General features: G+C 43.7%; 15 protein-coding genes and 1 riboswitch. Of the genes, 12 read left to right on the forward strand and 3 right to left on the reverse strand.

The window, feature by feature from the left end; genetic code table 11:
• Window position 1 precedes the first annotated feature (1 nt).
• Together P8F77_RS04785 and P8F77_RS04790 are read left to right on the forward strand one after the other, a co-directional pair.
• A complete protein-coding gene (locus P8F77_RS04785; RefSeq protein WP_148460263.1) occupies window positions 2–1,411 on the forward strand; it encodes a glycoside hydrolase family 1 protein in 1,410 nt (469 codons plus the stop codon).
• A gap of 35 nt (window positions 1,412–1,446) precedes the next feature.
• A complete protein-coding gene (locus tag P8F77_RS04790) occupies window positions 1,447–2,274 on the forward strand; it encodes a PRD domain-containing protein (protein ID WP_148460262.1) in 828 nt (275 codons plus the stop codon).
• 511 nt (window positions 2,275–2,785) lie between these two features.
• Here the strand turns inward: P8F77_RS04790 and P8F77_RS04795 are convergent.
• Window positions 2,786–2,965, reverse strand: a complete 180-nt coding sequence (locus P8F77_RS04795) for a hypothetical protein (RefSeq protein WP_287517500.1) — start codon at window positions 2,963–2,965, stop codon at window positions 2,786–2,788.
• A 308-nt stretch (window positions 2,966–3,273) separates the two neighbouring features.
• Window positions 3,274–3,489, reverse strand: coding sequence for a hypothetical protein (locus P8F77_RS04800; protein ID WP_235824624.1), 216 nt, complete (start codon window positions 3,487–3,489; stop codon window positions 3,274–3,276).
• 253 nt (window positions 3,490–3,742) lie between these two features.
• Here P8F77_RS04800 and P8F77_RS04805 point away from each other — a divergent pair, with 253 nt between their 5' ends.
• The 10 genes from P8F77_RS04805 to P8F77_RS04850 all read left to right on the forward strand — a co-directional run bounded on the left by P8F77_RS04805 (window position 3,743) and on the right by P8F77_RS04850 (window position 16,746).
• Entirely contained in the window at window positions 3,743–4,447 is a 705-nt protein-coding gene (locus P8F77_RS04805; protein ID WP_024728341.1) for an ABC transporter ATP-binding protein, read from the forward strand.
• Between the two features lie 9 nt (window positions 4,448–4,456).
• Window positions 4,457–7,594 carry an FtsX-like permease family protein gene (locus P8F77_RS04810; RefSeq protein ID WP_287517506.1) on the forward strand — a complete coding sequence of 1,046 codons (3,138 nt, stop codon included), beginning with the start codon at window positions 4,457–4,459 and terminating at the stop codon, window positions 7,592–7,594.
• A gap of 29 nt (window positions 7,595–7,623) precedes the next feature.
• A complete protein-coding gene (locus P8F77_RS04815) occupies window positions 7,624–8,937 on the forward strand; it encodes an alpha-amylase family glycosyl hydrolase (RefSeq protein ID WP_024728339.1) in 1,314 nt (437 codons plus the stop codon).
• Window positions 8,938–9,068: 131 nt separating this feature from the next.
• Complete coding sequence (gene rny, locus P8F77_RS04820) at window positions 9,069–10,565, forward strand: ribonuclease Y (RefSeq protein ID WP_235824625.1); 1,497 nt, start codon at window positions 9,069–9,071, stop codon at window positions 10,563–10,565.
• A 282-nt stretch (window positions 10,566–10,847) separates the two neighbouring features.
• Window positions 10,848–11,648 (forward strand): SDR family oxidoreductase, encoded by an 801-nt coding sequence (locus P8F77_RS04825; protein WP_024728337.1) that lies wholly within the window; start codon window positions 10,848–10,850, stop codon window positions 11,646–11,648.
• A 51-nt stretch (window positions 11,649–11,699) separates the two neighbouring features.
• Window positions 11,700–13,556 (forward strand): PTS mannitol transporter subunit IICBA, encoded by a 1,857-nt coding sequence (locus tag P8F77_RS04830; protein WP_287517513.1) that lies wholly within the window; start codon window positions 11,700–11,702, stop codon window positions 13,554–13,556.
• Between the two features lie 89 nt (window positions 13,557–13,645).
• Window positions 13,646–14,353: a DeoR/GlpR family DNA-binding transcription regulator gene (locus tag P8F77_RS04835; RefSeq protein ID WP_034549974.1), complete on the forward strand. Its 708-nt coding sequence runs from the start codon at window positions 13,646–13,648 to the stop codon at window positions 14,351–14,353.
• Window positions 14,354–14,396: 43 nt separating this feature from the next.
• Window positions 14,397–15,536 (forward strand): mannitol dehydrogenase, encoded by a 1,140-nt coding sequence (locus tag P8F77_RS04840; protein ID WP_024728334.1) that lies wholly within the window; start codon window positions 14,397–14,399, stop codon window positions 15,534–15,536.
• A 15-nt stretch (window positions 15,537–15,551) separates the two neighbouring features.
• Entirely contained in the window at window positions 15,552–16,079 is a 528-nt protein-coding gene (locus P8F77_RS04845) for an NUDIX hydrolase (protein WP_024728333.1), read from the forward strand.
• 103 nt (window positions 16,080–16,182) lie between these two features.
• Window positions 16,183–16,746, forward strand: a complete 564-nt coding sequence (locus tag P8F77_RS04850; RefSeq protein WP_024728332.1) for a hypothetical protein — start codon at window positions 16,183–16,185, stop codon at window positions 16,744–16,746.
• On the opposite strand, the gene P8F77_RS04855 is transcribed toward P8F77_RS04850, so the two are convergent.
• Window positions 16,717–17,745, reverse strand: coding sequence for a 3-deoxy-7-phosphoheptulonate synthase (locus tag P8F77_RS04855; protein WP_287517522.1), 1,029 nt, complete (start codon window positions 17,743–17,745; stop codon window positions 16,717–16,719). The two genes, P8F77_RS04850 and P8F77_RS04855, sit on opposite strands and share 30 nt — an antisense overlap.
• A gap of 210 nt (window positions 17,746–17,955) precedes the next feature.
• Window positions 17,956–18,106: riboswitch (FMN riboswitch) on the forward strand.
• The last annotated feature ends 79 nt before the right edge of the window (window positions 18,107–18,185 follow it).

The following is an 18,185-nucleotide window of genomic DNA, read 5'->3' on the forward strand; positions in this document are numbered from 1 at the left end:
AATGATTTATAATACTAAAACGAATTTTCCTGAAAATTTTTTATGGGGAGCTTCAACCTCTGCCTATCAGGTAGAGGGAGCTGTCCTGGAGGATGGAAAAAGTCCTTCTATTATTGATATGTATGAACATCCAAAAGATACAGCGGGTTTTCGAATAGCCAGTGATCATTATCACCGCTATAAAGAGGATATTCAGTGGTTTGCCAAAATGGGGCTTAAGGCATATCGTTTCTCCATTGCCTGGACCCGGATTTTACCGGAAGGTACAGGGAAAATCAATCAGCCGGGAGTGGATTATTATAAAAATATCATTGCCGAATGTCGAAAATATAAAATAGAGCCTGTTGTAACCATGTATCATTTTGATCTGCCCTATTGTCTGGAAGAACAGGGTGGATGGAATAAACGGGAAACTGTAGATGCTTTTGTAGAGTATGCCAGGGTTTTGTTTGAAATCTACGGCAGAGAAGTTACTTACTGGCTTACAATTAATGAACAAAATACAATGATTTTGCATCCGGGAGCAATCGGCTTGCCAAAAGGAGGCACTCTTCCTACCAAAAAGGAGCTTTACCAGCAAAATCATCATATGATGCTGGCGCAGGCCAGAGTTATGAAGCTGTTTCATAAAATGGTGCGGAATGGAAAAATTGGACCGGCTTTAAATCTTACTGCTATGTATCCTGCTTCATGCAGACCGGAAGACGCAATCGCTGCCCATAACTGGGTGTCGATTCGGTGCTGGAACTTCGCTGATGTCCCTGTGTTTGGAACCTATCATCCACTGGCGTTTTCTTATATGAAAGATCGGGGAATCGCTCCTGAGATTTTGCCAGGAGATATGGAAATTCTAAAAGACGCAGATCCGGATTTTATTGCTATGAATTATTATTCTACCGCTACCATTGGAGCAAGCAGAAATGATAGTTCTGATGTGGCCGCGCGGGCAGGAGACCAGCAGATTATGCTGGGAGAACAGGGGGTATACAGACCTGAAGAAAATCCCTATGTGGATAAAACAAAATATGGATGGGTAATCGATCCTGTAGGCTTCCGTTACACCTTAAGAAAGGTATATGAGCGTTATCATCTTCCTATTCTGGTAACAGAAAATGGAATCGGAGCACCGGATATTCTGGAAGATGGGAAAATACATGATGATTATCGAATTGATTTTCTGAAAAAGCATTTAATTCAGATGAAACTGGCCATTGCAGACGGAGTAGAAATGATTGGATATTGTCCGTGGGCAGCGATTGATGTCGTCAGTACTCATCAGGGATATAAGAAAAGATATGGTTTTATCTATGTGGACAGAGAGGAATTTGACTTAAAGGAGATGAAACGGTATCCGAAAGATAGTTTTTTCTGGTATCAGAAAGTGATTGCCGAAAACGGGAAAAGCCTGTAGAATAGGAAAAAAGACGTATAAAAGGAACGAAGAACATGATTGTGAAAAAGATATTAAATAACAATTTGATATTGGTATCCGATGAAAAGGGAAGAGAGCATATCGTCATGGGCAGAGGGCTTCGCTTTACCAATACTGTGGGCAAGGAATTGGTAGAGTCGGACATAGAGAAAGTATATGTATTAAAAGAAGAAAATACAAAAAATTACATGAGTCTTTTGGAAGAAGCACCGAAGGAGTACGTAGAAACAGTTCAGGAAGCAGTTCGTCTTGCAAATCTGTGGTCGGAAAAAGAATTAAATGAACAGCTTTTTGTTACCTTGTTTGATCATTTGATTTATGCTCTGGAAAGATATAACAATCATATTGTGCTTCAAAACAGGATGCTTTGGGAAATTAAACAGTTTTATCCAAAGGAATATCAGGTCAGTGAAAGAGTATTAGCCTTTTTAAATAAGGAGCTGTCCATTGAACTTCCGGAGGAGGAAGCAGGGAATATTGCTTTTCATCTTGTAAATGCTCAGTCGGGACAGAAAGATATGGGCAATACAATTCTGGGAATCAAAATGCAGAAAAACATTTTTAATATTATCCAGATGACTTTTCAGAAGAAATTAGATGTTAATTCTATGAATTATACACGTCTGGTCATTCATATCCAGTTTTTCCTTCAAAGACTATTTGAAGATAAAATGCTGGATGACCAGGGCGTGATGTTTTACGAACATATCAAAGAAAAACTGCCAAAAGAATTAAGTTGTGCAAGACAGATACAACGATATATCGAAAGCACCATTCAAAAAACCATAACGGAAGAAGAAATAGGGTATCTGGCAGTTCACATCTCAAGGGTGATATCATAAAAGAAAGCAGGAGTATTCAAATTGGATACTCCTTATTTTTTACAGAAATAAATCATTCTTTATAGAGATAAAATAATTAAGTCATTTGTTAATTTAAACCTATATATAGTCAGGTTACGTGTAATGCATCAGACCAATAATATTCACCATTTTCCTCATCATCTGTGAAATCCCAAAATGAATCAGTTCCAAAGCCAATAACGCGTGTATCTTGTTGACATCAAAAGCATGTATGAATGCCTGTAATAACATAAATATTATCACAAATAATACCATTGGCAGGTAAAATCCATTTTTTAAACCGCATGTAGTGTTTTTTACTAGAAAGACGGATTGCTTTTGGCGAGTTAAGATGAGGATAAATTTCTCATTTTAACTTGTACTAAATCTTGACATAGGACCAAAATAAAAACAAGAGTTGTACTAGAATTATTTTTACAATAAATAGAAATCATTATAAGGCATTGAGCTTCTTTAATTTCATAAGAAACTCAAAACGTTTTGCAACGCTCTACATACTCAATGCTACCTCTACGATATATTTGTCATAATCGTAAAATTGCATAACATACTGGCCCCAAGGATATTCTTTGATTCCATGGAGAAACTCCAGTTTCACTCCGACCAATTCCTCGTAGTTGGACTGCAGAGACAGGCCATTTTCAAAAGAAACATGAACCTCCAGATCCATTTCTACCGTTTGTCCATTACCTTCTCATAAAAATTTTTTGATCTTTCCATGTCAGACACCTAAATCAACGTACTGCCGTATATCATATTTTCTCCTTTCTGCTTTGTACCTACATTATAGATCAGAATTTGGCAATCTCGCTGTAAAAATGGGACATCTCACGACGGCATTCCTGTGGAGAAATTTTGCATACAGATTTAAAATCGTGGATAAAGTTAGGCAGATCATAAAATCCGGATAAATTACAGGCATTGGTGATGCTGTATTGATGCGGACCAGGCTGGAAAAAATGCATATAAACCGGCCGATCATTCTGGTCTCATCACATGAACATACCAGAGTTGCGTACCCATGGGGATGACGGTGTAATGATTTGAGATCATGTCATTGCCGGGGAAGGTAACAGTGCAACTTGAAATCCAATCCCGCAGTGCCGGATGAGGAAGGAGATACATATAATCTTCTCCTTTTTCCAGAACACGATGAGGTTCACGATAAAATTTCAGGTCATCTTTAGTGATCATAAGCTGCCAGTCCTTTCAAATTTTATATACCAGACATACGTTTTATAGACTTCGTCATAACATATCAAATGATGTTGGGGTCAAAATATATTTTAACCCCTGGATACCTGCGGATTGTTCCGCACTTTGTGTTCCCACAATCCTAAAAACATGAGAAATCCGCCCTCATCGGGCTGCAGCAGCGCATTTAGGTATTAATTTGGGCAAAAATATGTTAAAATTTATGTATCTCGGATAGCGGAGGGAACTGCATATGGATGGTTTTATTCGGTTGGAAGAAGTGAGGAAAATATATCAGACGGGACAGGTCGTTACCAAGGCCGTGGATGGGATTAATTTTACCATCAGTGAGGGAGAATTTGTCGTTATCATAGGAGCCAGCGGCGCCGGAAAGACGACGATTCTGAACATTTTGGGAGGGATGGACACAGTCACCTCCGGTTCTGTTTTTGTAGATGGAAATGATATCGCAAAGTATTCAAGGAGACAGCTGACCCAGTACCGGAGAAATGACATCGGATTTGTATTTCAGTTTTACAATCTGGTGCCCAACCTGACGGCGCTGGAAAATGTGGAGCTGGCCCTTCAGATCAGCAAAAATCCGCTGGATGCGGAGCAGATTCTCTCGGATGTGGGACTCTCTGAGCGCCTGTCTAATTTCCCTGCCCAGCTTTCCGGAGGAGAACAGCAGCGGGTTTCCATTGCCAGGGCCCTCGCCAAAAATCCAAAGCTCCTGCTCTGCGATGAGCCAACCGGGGCGCTGGACTATAAGACAGGAAAGTCTATTTTGAAACTCTTGCAGGATACATGCCGGGAGAGAAATAAGACCGTGATCGTCATCACTCACAATCTTGCGATCGCCCCGATCGCAGACCGTGTAATCGAGATCAAGAGCGGAAAAGTACATGACATGTGGATCAATAAGGAACCTAAATCGGTAGACACGATAGAATGGTAGGTGGGTCACATGAAGAAAGCGCTTCATAAAGACAATTTTATGATGGTCCGAAAAACACTGCCCAGGTTTCTGTCCATTTTTTTTATTGTAGCCCTGGGAGTCGCATTTTTTTCAGGGGTCCGGGTTACAGAGCCTGATATGAAGTTAACCGCAGATGCCCAATTTGACGAGAGCAGGCTCATGGATCTAAGGGTCCTTGGCACCATGGGTATCACAGATAAAGATGTAAAGGCGGTCAGAGAAATTTCCGGGGTTTCCGTGGCGGAGCCAAGCTGCTCTGTGGATACGATCTGTAAATTGAATGACACAGAGATGGTCTTAAAAGTCATGGCGGCGACCGGCCGGCTCAACCAGATCAAAGTCACAGAGGGCAGGATGCCCGAAACGAATGGCGAGTGCCTGATCGATTCTTATCTGATGGAACATTCGGATATTAAAGTCGGCGATACGATCACAGTGTCTTCGGGAACTGATGATGATATCGGGGAGACATTAAAAAAATCAGAACTCAGAGTAGTCGGAGTGGGAAGTTCCTCATATTACCTTTCCAGGGACAGGGGAACGGCAACCATAGGAAATGGGCAGATCAGCGGTTTTGCCGTGGTGCCGAAAGAAAATTTCAAATTGGATGTCTACACGGATTTGTATATCACTGTGAAAGGAGCGGCAGAGAAGACCGCATATACGGACGATTACGACAATATCGTAGAGAAAACAGAAAAAAAGATCAGGGGTATTTCCGACAGCCGCTGTGAGGCCAGACAAAAAGAAATAAAGGATGAGGCCAAAAAGGAAGTAAAGAAAGCAGAAGACATATATATAAAAGAAAAGAAAAAGGCGGATAAAGAGCTTGTCAAAGCGAAAAAGAAACTGGTAGACGCCAAAAATGATATAAACACCGGGGAGAGGGAGATCACAACCCAGGAGACTGAGATTTCGCGGGGTAAAAAAGAAATAAAAAAAGGATGGCAGAGCTATAACAGCGGGAAGAAGCAGCTTGCAAAGGCCGGGAAAGAGATCAAGGCCAATGAAAAAAAGCTTGCCAGGGCAGAAAAACAGTTCTTTGAAGCGAAAGAACAGCTGAGAGAACAGATGCAGCAGGCAGGTGTCATGGGGCAGATTCCTCCGGAAATGCAGATGAAATTTGAGCAGGCAAAGAAAGAACTGTCCAGAGAGGAGGCTGTCCTAAAGGCTTCCAAAAAAGAACTGGCTAAAGGGAAAAAAGAACTGAAGGCGAATAAACAAAAGCTGAATCGTTCTGCCGCTCTGCTGAGACAGAACGAAAAAGAGCTGAAAAGCGGTGAACAGAAAATTCGGGATGCCAGAGAAGAGCTCTCAAACGCCAGAAAAAAACTTGAAAAGGGAGAGAAAGAATATAAATCTTCCAAAAAGAAGGCGGACCGCAAGTTTGCCAAGGCAAAGAAAAAGATCGGCGATGCCCGGAAAGAGATTAATGATATAAAGATGCCTAAATGGTATGTGCTGGACCGGAACAGGATCCAGTCTTACGTGGAATACGGAGGGGATACCGAAAGAATCGGGGCGATCGGAGAAGTATTTCCGGTGATTTTCTTCCTGGTAGCCGCACTGGTGAGTCTGACGACTATGACCAGGATGGTGGAGGAACAGAGGACCCAGATCGGCATTTTAAAGGCTCTGGGATACACAGGTTTCTATGTGGCAAAGAAGTATGGATTGTATGCCCTGCTTGCCACGGCAGGCGGAAGCATCGCGGGTGTGCTTGTGGGAGAGACAATTCTCCCCAAGATCATTATAGAGGCATATTCTATGATGTATACGGGGATCGGTCCGGTACAACATCCGTTTGAGACCAGGTTTGCACTGACGGCATCCACGGCTTCTGTGTGCATTACGCTTGGAGCCACCATATTTGCCTGCTATAAGGAGCTGAGGGAAAAACCGGCGCAGCTGATGCGCCCGGAGGCGCCGAAGGAGGGCAAACGGATCTTGCTGGAGCAGATCGGAATTCTGTGGAGGCATTTAAACTTTACGTGGAAATCCACGTTAAGAAACCTGTTCCGGTATAAAAAGCGGTTTTTTATGACCATATTCGGGATCGGCGGATGTATGGCGCTGCTGCTCGTCGGTTTTGGATTGAAAGATTCTATTTTTGCCATATCAAAAAATCAGTATCAAAATATTATGACCTATGATGCATCGGTTACCCTGGAAGATAATCTGTCTGTAAAAAAGGAGCAGGAAATTGCATCTTGGATACAAAAACAGCATACAATACGGAACAGCACCAAAATCCACAATGTCTCTGTGGATGTGGAGTTTGGCGGGGACCGCAAGTCGGCTTCTCTGTTTGTTCCGGAAGATGCGAAAGAACTTTCGGCTTATATCCGGTTTAAGGACCGGATGTCCGGGGAGAAATATCGGCTTTCTGACAGCGGTGTGATCCTTACGGAAAAAGTATGCACCCTCCTGGGCATAAAAGAAGGAGATACCGTCACGATCAAGGAAGGAGAAACAAAGTCGGTTGGAGCAAAAGTAGAGCATATCACAGAGAATTATATGCGCCACAATGTTTATATGTCCAAAAAGTTATACCAGAAGCTATATGAAGAAAAGCCGGAGTACAATCAGATTCTTTTAAAAAACAAGGACAGATCTGATAAAACAGAAACTAATCTCGGAAAAGGCCTGCTGAAACAGGACGGAGCTGCATCTGTTTCCTTCACTTCGGATTTTGAGAAAGAGATGAACGACATGCTGAACAATCTGAATATTGTTGTGTTTGTTTTAATTGTATCTGCCGGACTACTGGCTTTTGTAGTATTATATAATCTGAACAACATTAATATCGCGGAGAGGAAGGCGGAACTTGCAACCCTTAAAGTCCTGGGCTTTTTTGACATGGAGACCGCGGCCTATGTCTACAGGGAAAATATCCTGCTCACCATCATAGGCACAGCTGTGGGAGCGGGCTTGGGCATCCTCCTCCACCGATATGTGATTTTGACTGCGGAGGTAGATCTGATCATGTTTGGAAGACAGATCCTGCCGGCCAGTTATCTATACAGTGTTCTGCTCACCATAGGGTTTGCGGCGCTGATCAATTTCATGATGTTTTTCCAGCTTCGGAAGATCAACATGGTAGAATCTTTAAAGAGCACAGAGTGACACCCCAAAGGTAGGAAGGGAGATTGACTATGAAAGAATTAACAATGAAGGACCTGATATTTTATCACATTTTTCCGCTGGGAGCTTTTGTGGATGATGAGGCAGAACATGGAATACTGGAAGTGAAGAAATGGATACCCCATATCAAAGGACTCGGAGCCAATGCCATTTATTTTTCACCGGTTTTTGAGTCCAGCAGCCATGGATACGATACGAAAGATTATAAAGTGATCGATCAAAGGCTTGGAACCAACGAGGATTTTAAGGAAGTATGCGGCACCCTGCATGAGGAAGGGATAAAAGTTGTTTTAGACGGTGTATTCAACCATGTGGGCAGAGAGTTCTGGGCATTTCAGGACGTTTTGGAAAAGAGACAGGATTCTGAATACAGAGACTGGTTCTATATCAATTTTGACGGGAACAGCAACTACGGCGACGGATTCTGGTACGAGGGCTGGGAAGGCCATTTTGAACTGGTAAAATTAAATCTGGATAATCCGGCAGTCAGAGACCACCTTCTGGATGCAGTGGGTATGTGGATGGATGAATTCGAGATCGATGGTATCCGCCTGGATGTAGCCTATATGCTGAACCGGACGTTTATGAAGACTCTGGTGGATTTTGCCAGAGACAGAAATCCCGAGATGGTCTTTATAGGAGAAATGCTGCACGGGGATTACAGCACGCTGGTCAATCACCATATGCTTGATTCTGTCACGAATTATGAATGTTATAAGGGATTGTACTCCAGTTTTAATACCCACAACATGCATGAGATCGGTTATTCTCTGAACCGGCAGTTTGGGCCGGAACCATGGACGCTTTACCAGGGGCTCCCTCTGTACAGTTTTGTGGATAACCACGATGTGATGCGGATTGCCACCCAGCTTACGGATGAAAAGCATCTGCCTCTGATCTATGCACTCATGTTTGCCATGCCGGGGGTACCGTCCGTCTACTACGGAAGTGAGTGGGGAATCGAAGGATTTAAGGAACCTGGCAGTGACGATTCACTTCGTCCGAGAGTAAGACCTGAGGATCTTAAGCAGGGAGAACTCTATAAATACATCGCAAAGCTTTCAGAGGTGAGGAAAGACAGTCAGGCACTGAAAGACGGCGGTTACAGAGAAATACGCACGGAACAGGATATCATCGCTTTTGAGAGGGAAGCCGGAGAAGAGAGAATTATCTTTGCCCTGAATGCAGGACCGGAGGAATACACGCTGCATTTTGACGCCAGAGCGGGAAAAGGTACAGATCTCTTGACTGGAGAAGAGAAGGATTTTGGGGGAGGGCTTTTGATTCCTCCGTACCAGGCTGTAATTATTCAACCTGAGCATTAGGCTTTCTTGACTTTTTGTGCAAAAACATTTAAAATTAGAAGAGTGTTTTATGCACAAAAAATTGAATAAGGAGGAGGCCTGTGGTAAGTATAATTATTGCCATTATCGCAACTCTGGTCATTGTAGCGCCAATTTCCGTCCTTGTTGCCAATCAAAGAAGCAGGAAGGCCATGGAAGTAACCATTGGAAATGCAGAGAGCAAAGCCAGAGATATTATAGATGAAGCCATAAAAGCAGCGGATGCGAAGAAACGCGAAGCTTCACTTGAGATCAAGGAAGAAACTATAAAAGCGAGACATGACTTTGAAAAGGAAACAAAGGAACGCAGGGGCGAACTGCAGAAGTACGAAAAGCGCGTTCTCAACAAGGAAGAAACTGTTGACAAAAAGGCTGAGATGCTGGAGCGCAGAGAACAGTCTCTGACTGCCAAAGAAAAGAATTTTGAGGCAGACAAGGCAAAAGTGCAGGAGCTCAAGTCCAAACACCTACAGGAATTGGAGAGAATTTCTGGGCTGACCTCTGATCAGGCAAAAGAACAACTATTATCAGCAGTTAAGGAAGACGTAAAGCACGAGACAGCGATGCTCGTAAAAGAGATGGAATCCAGAGCAAAGGAAGATGCGAGAAAGAGAGCTAAGGAATATGTGGTCACAGCCATTCAGAAGTGCGCGGTAGACCATGTGGCTGAGACGACGATCTCTCTTGTACAGCTTCCAAACGACGAGATGAAAGGACGTATCATCGGCCGGGAGGGCAGAAATATCCGTGCCCTTGAGAATATGACAGGAGTAGAATTGATCATCGACGATACACCGGAAGCAGTCGTATTGTCAAGTTTTAATCCGGTCAGGAGAGAGATTGCAAGGATTGCTCTTGAAAAGCTGATCGTGGACGGAAGGATTCATCCGGCCAGGATCGAAGAGATGGTCGAAAAAGCCACAAAAGAAGTGGAGACGAAGATGCGGGAAGACGGGGAGGCTGCAACTCTGGAACTTGGAGTTCACGGCATCCATCCTGAACTGGTCCGCCTGCTGGGCAAGATGAAATACCGTACCAGCTATGGACAGAACGCACTGAAGCACTCTATGGAGGTGGCACAGCTTTCAGGGCTGCTGGCATCTGAGATCGGAGTCGATGTCAGGATGGCAAAGCGCGCTGGGCTGCTCCATGATATTGGAAAAGCTATCGACCACGAAGTGGAAGGTTCCCACGTAGAACTTGGAGTGAACTTGTGCAAGAAGTACAAGGAACATCCAATCGTAATCAATGCAGTGGAGTCCCATCATGGGGATGCAGAACCAGATACATTAATCGCTTGTCTTGTTCAGGCTGCAGATGCAATTTCTGCAGCGAGACCGGGAGCGAGAAGCGAGACACTGGAAAGCTATACGACAAGGCTGAAACAGCTGGAAGAGATCGCAGATTCCTTCCAGGGTGTTGATAAAACTTTTGCGATTCAGGCAGGTCGGGAGATTCGGGTAATGGTAGTTCCGGAACAGATCAGTGACGACGATATGATTTTGCTGGCCAGGGATATTTCAAAACAGGTGGAAGATAACCTGGATTACCCGGGACAGATCAAGGTCAATATTATCCGTGAGTCACGGGTTGTGGACTATGCGAAATAATCAATGTAAAGTGAGACAGCAGATGAATTTATTCATCTGCTGTCTTTTTCTGCTGTGAGAAATCTTTTACACATATTTGAACCGCAAAAAACATGCAGATAACCGCATTTTTTTACGAAAAATGCGGGTTATTTTATATAAAAACGCATATAACTGCAAGAAATAGCATTGACAATGCAAAAATATGCTGGTATTATAAAGATATAGCAAATAAAACAAGCAAATAGACGCATAAAATGCAAATGAAGACGCAAAAAAATGCAGAAAGAAAGGAAAGCAAATATGGAAAAATGGATGGATTTAAGCGGGAAAGTTATGATCGTAACAGGCGGAAGCCAGGGGATCGGTGAACATGTAGTTGAGACATTGAGACAAAACGGTGCGGCAGTAGTAGTAGCGGATTTGAGAAACAATGAGAGATTTGAAAAGGATGAGAATATCTTTTTTGTTGAGTGCAACGTTGCCGACAAGAAAAGTGTGGATGCGATGGTTGAGCAGGTTATAAAAAAATATGGAAAAATTGATGGCCTTCTTAACAATGCAGGAGTCAGCCGTCCGAGACTGCTGGTTGATTTTTACGGAAAACGGCCGGAATATGAACTTTCAGAAGAAGACTTCGATTTTATGGTCAATGTAAATCAAAAAGGAGTGTTCCTGTGCTCACAGGCTGTTGCACGTTACATGATAAAACAGAAATCCGGAGTGATCGTAAATATGTCATCTGAGGCAGGGATGCAGGGATCTAAAGGCCAGAGCTGCTATTCAGGCACCAAAGGAGCAGTCCTTTCTTACACAATGTCATGGGCGAAAGAGCTGGGCCCTTATAATATCCGTGTTGTCGGTGTGGCGCCGTCGATTAACGAGAGAACTCCTATGAATAACGACGCAGCATTTGAAGCACTTGCTTATACAAGAGGACAGGATAAGAACAATATTTCATCTGATTATGAAAAAGTTATTCCTATGGGAAGGCCGGGGAAATTAGATGAAGTTGCCGATTTGATCTGCTACCTGATGTCCGACCGCGCAAGTTACATATCAGGAACTACTGTAAATATCAGCGGAGCTAAGTCTACACGTTAAAAAGCATTTAAATAGTAAAAAGTATAAGAATGAGAACCGGAGGTGTAAGATATGGAAACAAAAGCAGGGGCACTGGACAGAATTCGTAAATTTGGCGGGCATATGAGCGGGATGGTCATGCCGAATCTGGGTGCATTTGTGGGCTGGGGACTGCTGGCAGCATTGTTCATACCAACAGGGTGGATTCCCAACGAAAAATTAAATGAGATGGTAGGTCCGATATTAAATTATCTGCTGCCGCTTCTGATCGGCTATACGGCAGGCTATAATATCCATGGACAGCGGGGAGGTGTTATCGGTGCATTTACTACCATGGGAGTGATTGTGGGTTCTGATATCACTATGTTCAGCGGAGCCATGATCATGGGTCCGTTTTCCTCATGGATTCTAAAGAAGTTTGACCGTGCAGTGGAGGGAAAAATCAAGCCCGGATTTGAAATGCTCATCAATAATTTCAGCCTTGGAATCATTGGATTTGCTTTGGCTATCCTCGGTTATTTGATCATCGGGCCGGTGGTAAATGCAATTATCGTATTTTTGACGGCAGGAATAAACTTCCTGATCGCGAAGAAACTGATTCCGCTTTTGGCTGTATTCATGTGTCCTGCCCAGGTGTTGTTTTTGAACAATTCAGTAAATCATGGAATCATCTCACCGATTGCATTCGCTCAGGCTCAGGAGGCCGGTAAATCCCTGATGTTCCTGCTCGATTCTAACTGTGGTCCGCTGCTGGGCACCTTATGCTCCATTGCTGTTTTTGGAAAGGGAAAAGCAAAAGAGACAGCTCCCATGGCGATGTTTATTGCGGGAATCGCCGGTATCGGGGAAGTGTATTTTCCTTTTGTCCTGGCAAATCCGATCATGATTTTTGCCACGATGGGAGGGCTTGCAACCTCTCTTCTGCTCCTGGTCGTGTTGGGCGGCGGTCTGGTCGGCATGCCGTCTCCGGGCAGTTTGATAAATATAGCCCTTATGACACCAAAGGATGCTGCGGTGGCAAATGTTCTGGCAATCGGAGCGGGATTCGCGGTGGCGCTGCTGATCGGTTCATTTATTCTGAAGACCATAGGCTCTCCGGAGGAAGAGGCAGATCTTGCCGTGGCCGGTGTCGATATGGGAACAAAGGCAGAAAAGCCGGAAGCGGCCTTTAAGAAACATAAGCCTTCTTTAGGAGGTGCCATTCGTTACATCATTGTGGCCTGTGATTCGGGAATGGGGTCCAGTGCCATGGGAGCATCGGTTTTAAAGAACCGTCTCCAGAAAGAAGGATACAAAGATATTAAAGTAAAGAATTCATCAGCCAGCCGGATCGATCCTGATGCAGACATGATTATCACGCTGGAAGGGCTGATTGAGAGGGCCAAACTCAGTGTAGATAATACAGGCAAGGAATTTCTGGCGATCAACAACTTCCTGAAAGAAGCTGATTACGACCGGGCTCTGGAAGTGATCGAAGACAGAAACGGCAAAGAAAAAGTAAAACCTATTTTATCAGAAGAAAATATTGCGTTAAATGTAAAGGTAAAAGATAAAGAAGAGGCAATCCGGTATGCCGGAAAAATTTTAATGGAAAACGCGTATACGACTCCGAAGTATATTGAACATATGCTGGAGAGGCAGAGGAGATTCTCTGTCTATATCGGAAACCATTTGGCGATCCCTCATGGGATAGAATCGTCGGATTCGGAAATATATACATCGGGCCTGTCTGTAGTACAGGTTCCGGAAGGCGTTGATTTTGGTGATGGAAATATTGCATATGTAGTCATAGGCATCGCCGGAAAAGACGGCACTCATCTGAATATGCTCAGCAACATAGCATTGATCTGTGCTGAGGAAGAAAATATTGAAAAGATGAGGCGCGCTGAAAACAAACAAGAGATAATGGAAATATTGAAGAATATTTAATGGCCGCTTTTGCTTTCCCTTTTTCGGCGGATTCGTTATAATAATATTAATTTAATCAACAGAATGTATGTGTAGGAGAAGGTAAAGCGATGAAGATGTTAAAAGCAGAGAGGCAGGATAAGATCCTGGAGATACTGTCCCTCGAAAATAAAATTATTGCCAGCGAATTAAGTGTGAGGCTTGAAGTTTCTGAGGATACGATCCGCAGAGATATTAAAGAATTAGACCAGAGAGGCCTTCTGAAGAAGGTGCACAGCGGAGCGGTAAAAAACGGACCTTTGAAGGAAGATTTTGATGCAAGGATTGATCTGAATCTGGAAGAAAAGATTCGTCTGGCCAAAAAGGGCGCAGAATTGATTAAACCCGGATCAGTGATTTTGATCGATGACGGAACAACCAATTATCAGGTGATCAGGCACCTGGATAAACACATGCGCTGTACGGTTATTACAAACAGTATCCCGATCATCCTTCTTTTAAGGGATTATCCAAACATCGATGTGATCACACTGGGCGGGAATCTGTATAAGTCTTCCATGGCCACTTATGGATATGAAGTCATCAAACAGCTGGAACTGCTTCATCCGGATTTGTATTTTATGGGAATTTACTGTATGAGCAGTGAAGTGGGCATCAGCCATTCATCCATAGAAGAATGCCAGCTGAAACAGAAGATGCTTTCTGTCTCTTATCAGACTGCAGCGCTTGTGACGAAGGAAAAGATCGGATCTGTGTCAAATTATGTCATATGCAAGACAGGTGATATTACATATTTGATTACAGATTCTGATCAGTAAATATAGAGCTGTCTTTCAGACATAACACTGATTAGGAGGAAAAATGAAGAATGTATTGATTGTAGGAGCAGGACGGTTAGGAAAAGGGTTTGTAGGCGAAACTTTTGACAATGCGGGATGGAATATTACATTCCTGGATAAGGACCCGAGAGTTTCAGAAGAATTACAAAAACACGGATGCTATTATGTGAAGGTACACCGGGTGGATGAAATACAAAACCGTACTGTCAAAAATTTTAAAGCATATACTTGTGATGAAGAATACTCATGCATGGAAGCTTTCTTGGAGACGGATGTGATCGTACTTCCCCTTTACCCGGAAGATTTTGAAGAGGCGGCAGGTTATCTGGCGAAGTGCTTTGAAGAATTTTACAGGGTTCATCCGGACCGCAGACTGACTATGATCTGTATTACAAATAAAAACTATCTGATCCCGGGAATTACGGAGGCATTCAGAAAAGACTTGTCCGAAGAAGCAAAGGAGTGGTTTGATCAGAATGTAGTGATCCGCGACTCTATTATCCGCAGAAGTACAGATGCGAAGAGCAATTACGATGTTCACATTGATACCGTTGCAGTTAATTCGCTTTTGATCCAGCAGCCGGTCAATAACGATTTCAGTGATGTGGAATGGATGGAACTTACGGACAAGATTGAGATGCTCAAAGACATTAAAGTCACCGCAGTCAACGGTCCCCATGCAACGCTGGCCTATATGGGATATTTAAAGGGGTACAGTACGATTCCGGAATCTGAGGCTGATCCTGAGATCGCGGAAGTTGTGGAAGGAGTGGTAGAGGAGATCACGGCAGCCGTTATGAAGGAATATCCGATTACACCGGAAGAGCTGCACAATCTCGTTTATTTTGCACCGGCCAAGGGTGTGCTTCCGGATTCTATCTACAGGGTAGGATACGATCCGATTCGTAAATTGTCAAAAGGAGACCGTCTGACAGGAGCCGCCGAGCTGTGTCTGAAACACGGCGTCAGTTTCGATTCGATCGCCAAAGCTATGGCGGCCGGATTCCAATATGCGGAGCCCAGGGACGCAAACGCACAGAAACTTCAGCAGGAAATTAAAAATAACGGAATTGAACAGGCGGTATCTGAATATACTGGTCTGGACGCAGACAGCCCGATTGCAAAACGTGTAATCGAATATTATCATCAGTCTGTAAGCTAAAAGGCGGGGAATCATATGGATGGATATAAAAAAATCAGACAGAATCTTGTACACCAGGGAAAAGTAGTGGGCTTTTATGAAGATATCATTACACTGCCCAATGGCAATACTGTCACCTGGGACCTGGTAAAGCATCCGGGAGCGGCAGCGATTATTCCGGTCACAGAGGAAGGAAATATCCTGCTGGTCCGTCAATATAGAAATGCTCTGGATGCAATGACTTATGAGATACCGGCTGGAGGAATTGAACAGGGGGAGAGCGGGTACGACTGTGTAAAAAGGGAGATCGAGGAAGAGACAGGATGCAGGGCAGAAAAGATTGAACCTCTGATCACGATTGTAACTGCCATTGGCTTCTGCGACGAAAAAATCCCGATCTTTGTCGGGACCGGACTTCATAAGACAGAGCAGAATCTGGACGAAGACGAGTTTATCGATGTATATGAATTTACGCCGGAGAAAGTGAAGGATATGATCCTAAAAGGAGAGATCGTGGATGCCAAGACGATTTCTGGAATCATGACATATTTAAATACGCTGTAAGGATGAGATACCCGGTGTCATAAAGAAAAAAGAGAGCACATATAATTTTATGTGGCTCTTTTTTTATATCTGCGGAGCAAATGATATCTGGGAGGGAATTTAGATGGAGCGGAAGAAATTTTTCATCGGCGTGTTCGTGCTGACCGGTCTTGTGCTGGGAAGCCTTTTTACAAATGCAGTGTATAAAGATTATCTGGAGTATGGGGGACAGATGGATTCCCTTGTGCTCAGCGGGAAAGGATTATACATATCAGGCAGCAGCCTTCTGCCCTATATTTTATTTAAGAGGGGAAAACAGTACGGAATTCTATTTCTGATCGGTTTTATTTTGAAGCCGGTTGTGCTTTTATACGGCGGACTTTTCAGCCTTTCTTTTTTTCTGGGCTCTATCCTGTCTCTCCAGGTGATGAATTTAGGAATTGCAGGCCTGCTGATTGTGATACTGAGCCTGTTTCCGCACTATATCTGTTACGGCGGGTCTATGTATCTTCTGTACCAGCGGAATGTAAGAGATGAAAAAAAAGAAGAAATAACCTTTGATACAGGTCATTCCTTCTTAAAAAAGTTTTCCATTCATCTGGAACTGATACTGCTGGTGCTGGGCTGCTTTTTAGAGAGCTATGTCAATCCGGGAATTTTAAACATGTTCAGCCATCTTATAAAGTAATTCCTCGGTCTTTTCCCATCCAAGGCAGGGGTCTGTGATGGATTGGCCGTACACGCCGTTTCCGATCGGCTGGCTGCCGTCTTCAATGTAGCTTTCGATCATGATGCCTTTAACGAGAGAATTGATCTCGGGGAGGAAGCTTCGGCTGTGGAGAACTTCCTGGACAATCCTTGGCTGCTGATCCCACTGCTTTCCGGAGTTAGAGTGGTTGGCATCCACGATGACAGCCGGGTTCGCAAGGCCGAATTTTTCATACATATAAGCAACTCTTGCCAGATCTTCATAGTGGTAATTCGGCACATTGTTGCCGTGCTTGTTGACAGAGCCGCGGAGGATCGCATGGGTCAGAGGATTTCCGTCTGTATTTACTTCATAGCCGTTGGCAATGAAATTGTGGGAACTCTGTCCGGCCACGATAGAATTCATCATTACGGTGAGATCGCCTCCGGTTGGGTTTTTCATCCCTGCGGGAATGTCGAACCCGCTGACAGTTAGACGATGCTGCTGATTTTCTACGGAACGGGCACCTACGGCTACGTAGGATAAAATATCTTCCATATAAGGCCAGTTTCCGGGATAAAGCATCTCATCAGCCGCAGGCATGTGGAATGCTTCCAGAGCGTCGATGTGGAGTTTTCTCACGGAACGGAGACCTGCTGCCATATCCGGAGCTTTCTCTGGATCCGGCTGGTGAACCATTCCCTTGTATCCGGCGCCGTTTGTTCTCGGTTTATTTGTATAGATCCTGGGGATCATCAGAAGTTTGTCGGAAACTTTTTTCTGAACGCCGGCCAGTCGTCCCAGATAGTCCATCACCGCTGTCTCATTGTCGGCAGAGCAGGGACCGATGATCACGATAAACTTTTCGGACTCCCCTGTAAAGACCTTTTTGATCTCTTCATCTCTCGCCATTTTTATCTGTTTTGCCTCTTTGCTCAAAGGAAATTCCTGCTGAAGTTCCTCAGAAGACGGCATTTTATTGATTCTATGCATACCCATAATCTTACCTCTCCTTTATATCTCAATCTGTATGTAGACGGCCCATTAAGCCGATTGTTATAAGTTTACCAAATGTCCACAGTGCTGTAAAGAAGGAAAGACAAAACGATGTGTACCCGAAAAAATTCTGAAGATGACTTTACAAACGGGAAAAATTTGTCTATAATAAACGTAGTATAAAATTGCATATCGAAGTAGAGAATAATAATTCTCCAACTTCAGGGCAGAGTGAGGCGTTTAAAAGCGTCAATTCTCGACTGGCGGTGATTCTTCTTTATTTAGAAGGCAAGTCCGCGAACCGAAAGGCCGATTGAGTGTGAATCTCAAACCAACAGTATAGTCTGGATGAAAGAAGTAACCATGGACGGTATTTTTGTATCGTTCAGCACAGCCCTGTCTTTGGTGACATGGGCATTTTTTATTTTGCGGGATTGGATCAG

This window comes from Anaerostipes sp. PC18 (assembly GCF_039789045.1).
GTDB classification, from domain to species: domain Bacteria; phylum Bacillota; class Clostridia; order Lachnospirales; family Lachnospiraceae; genus Anaerostipes; species Anaerostipes hominis.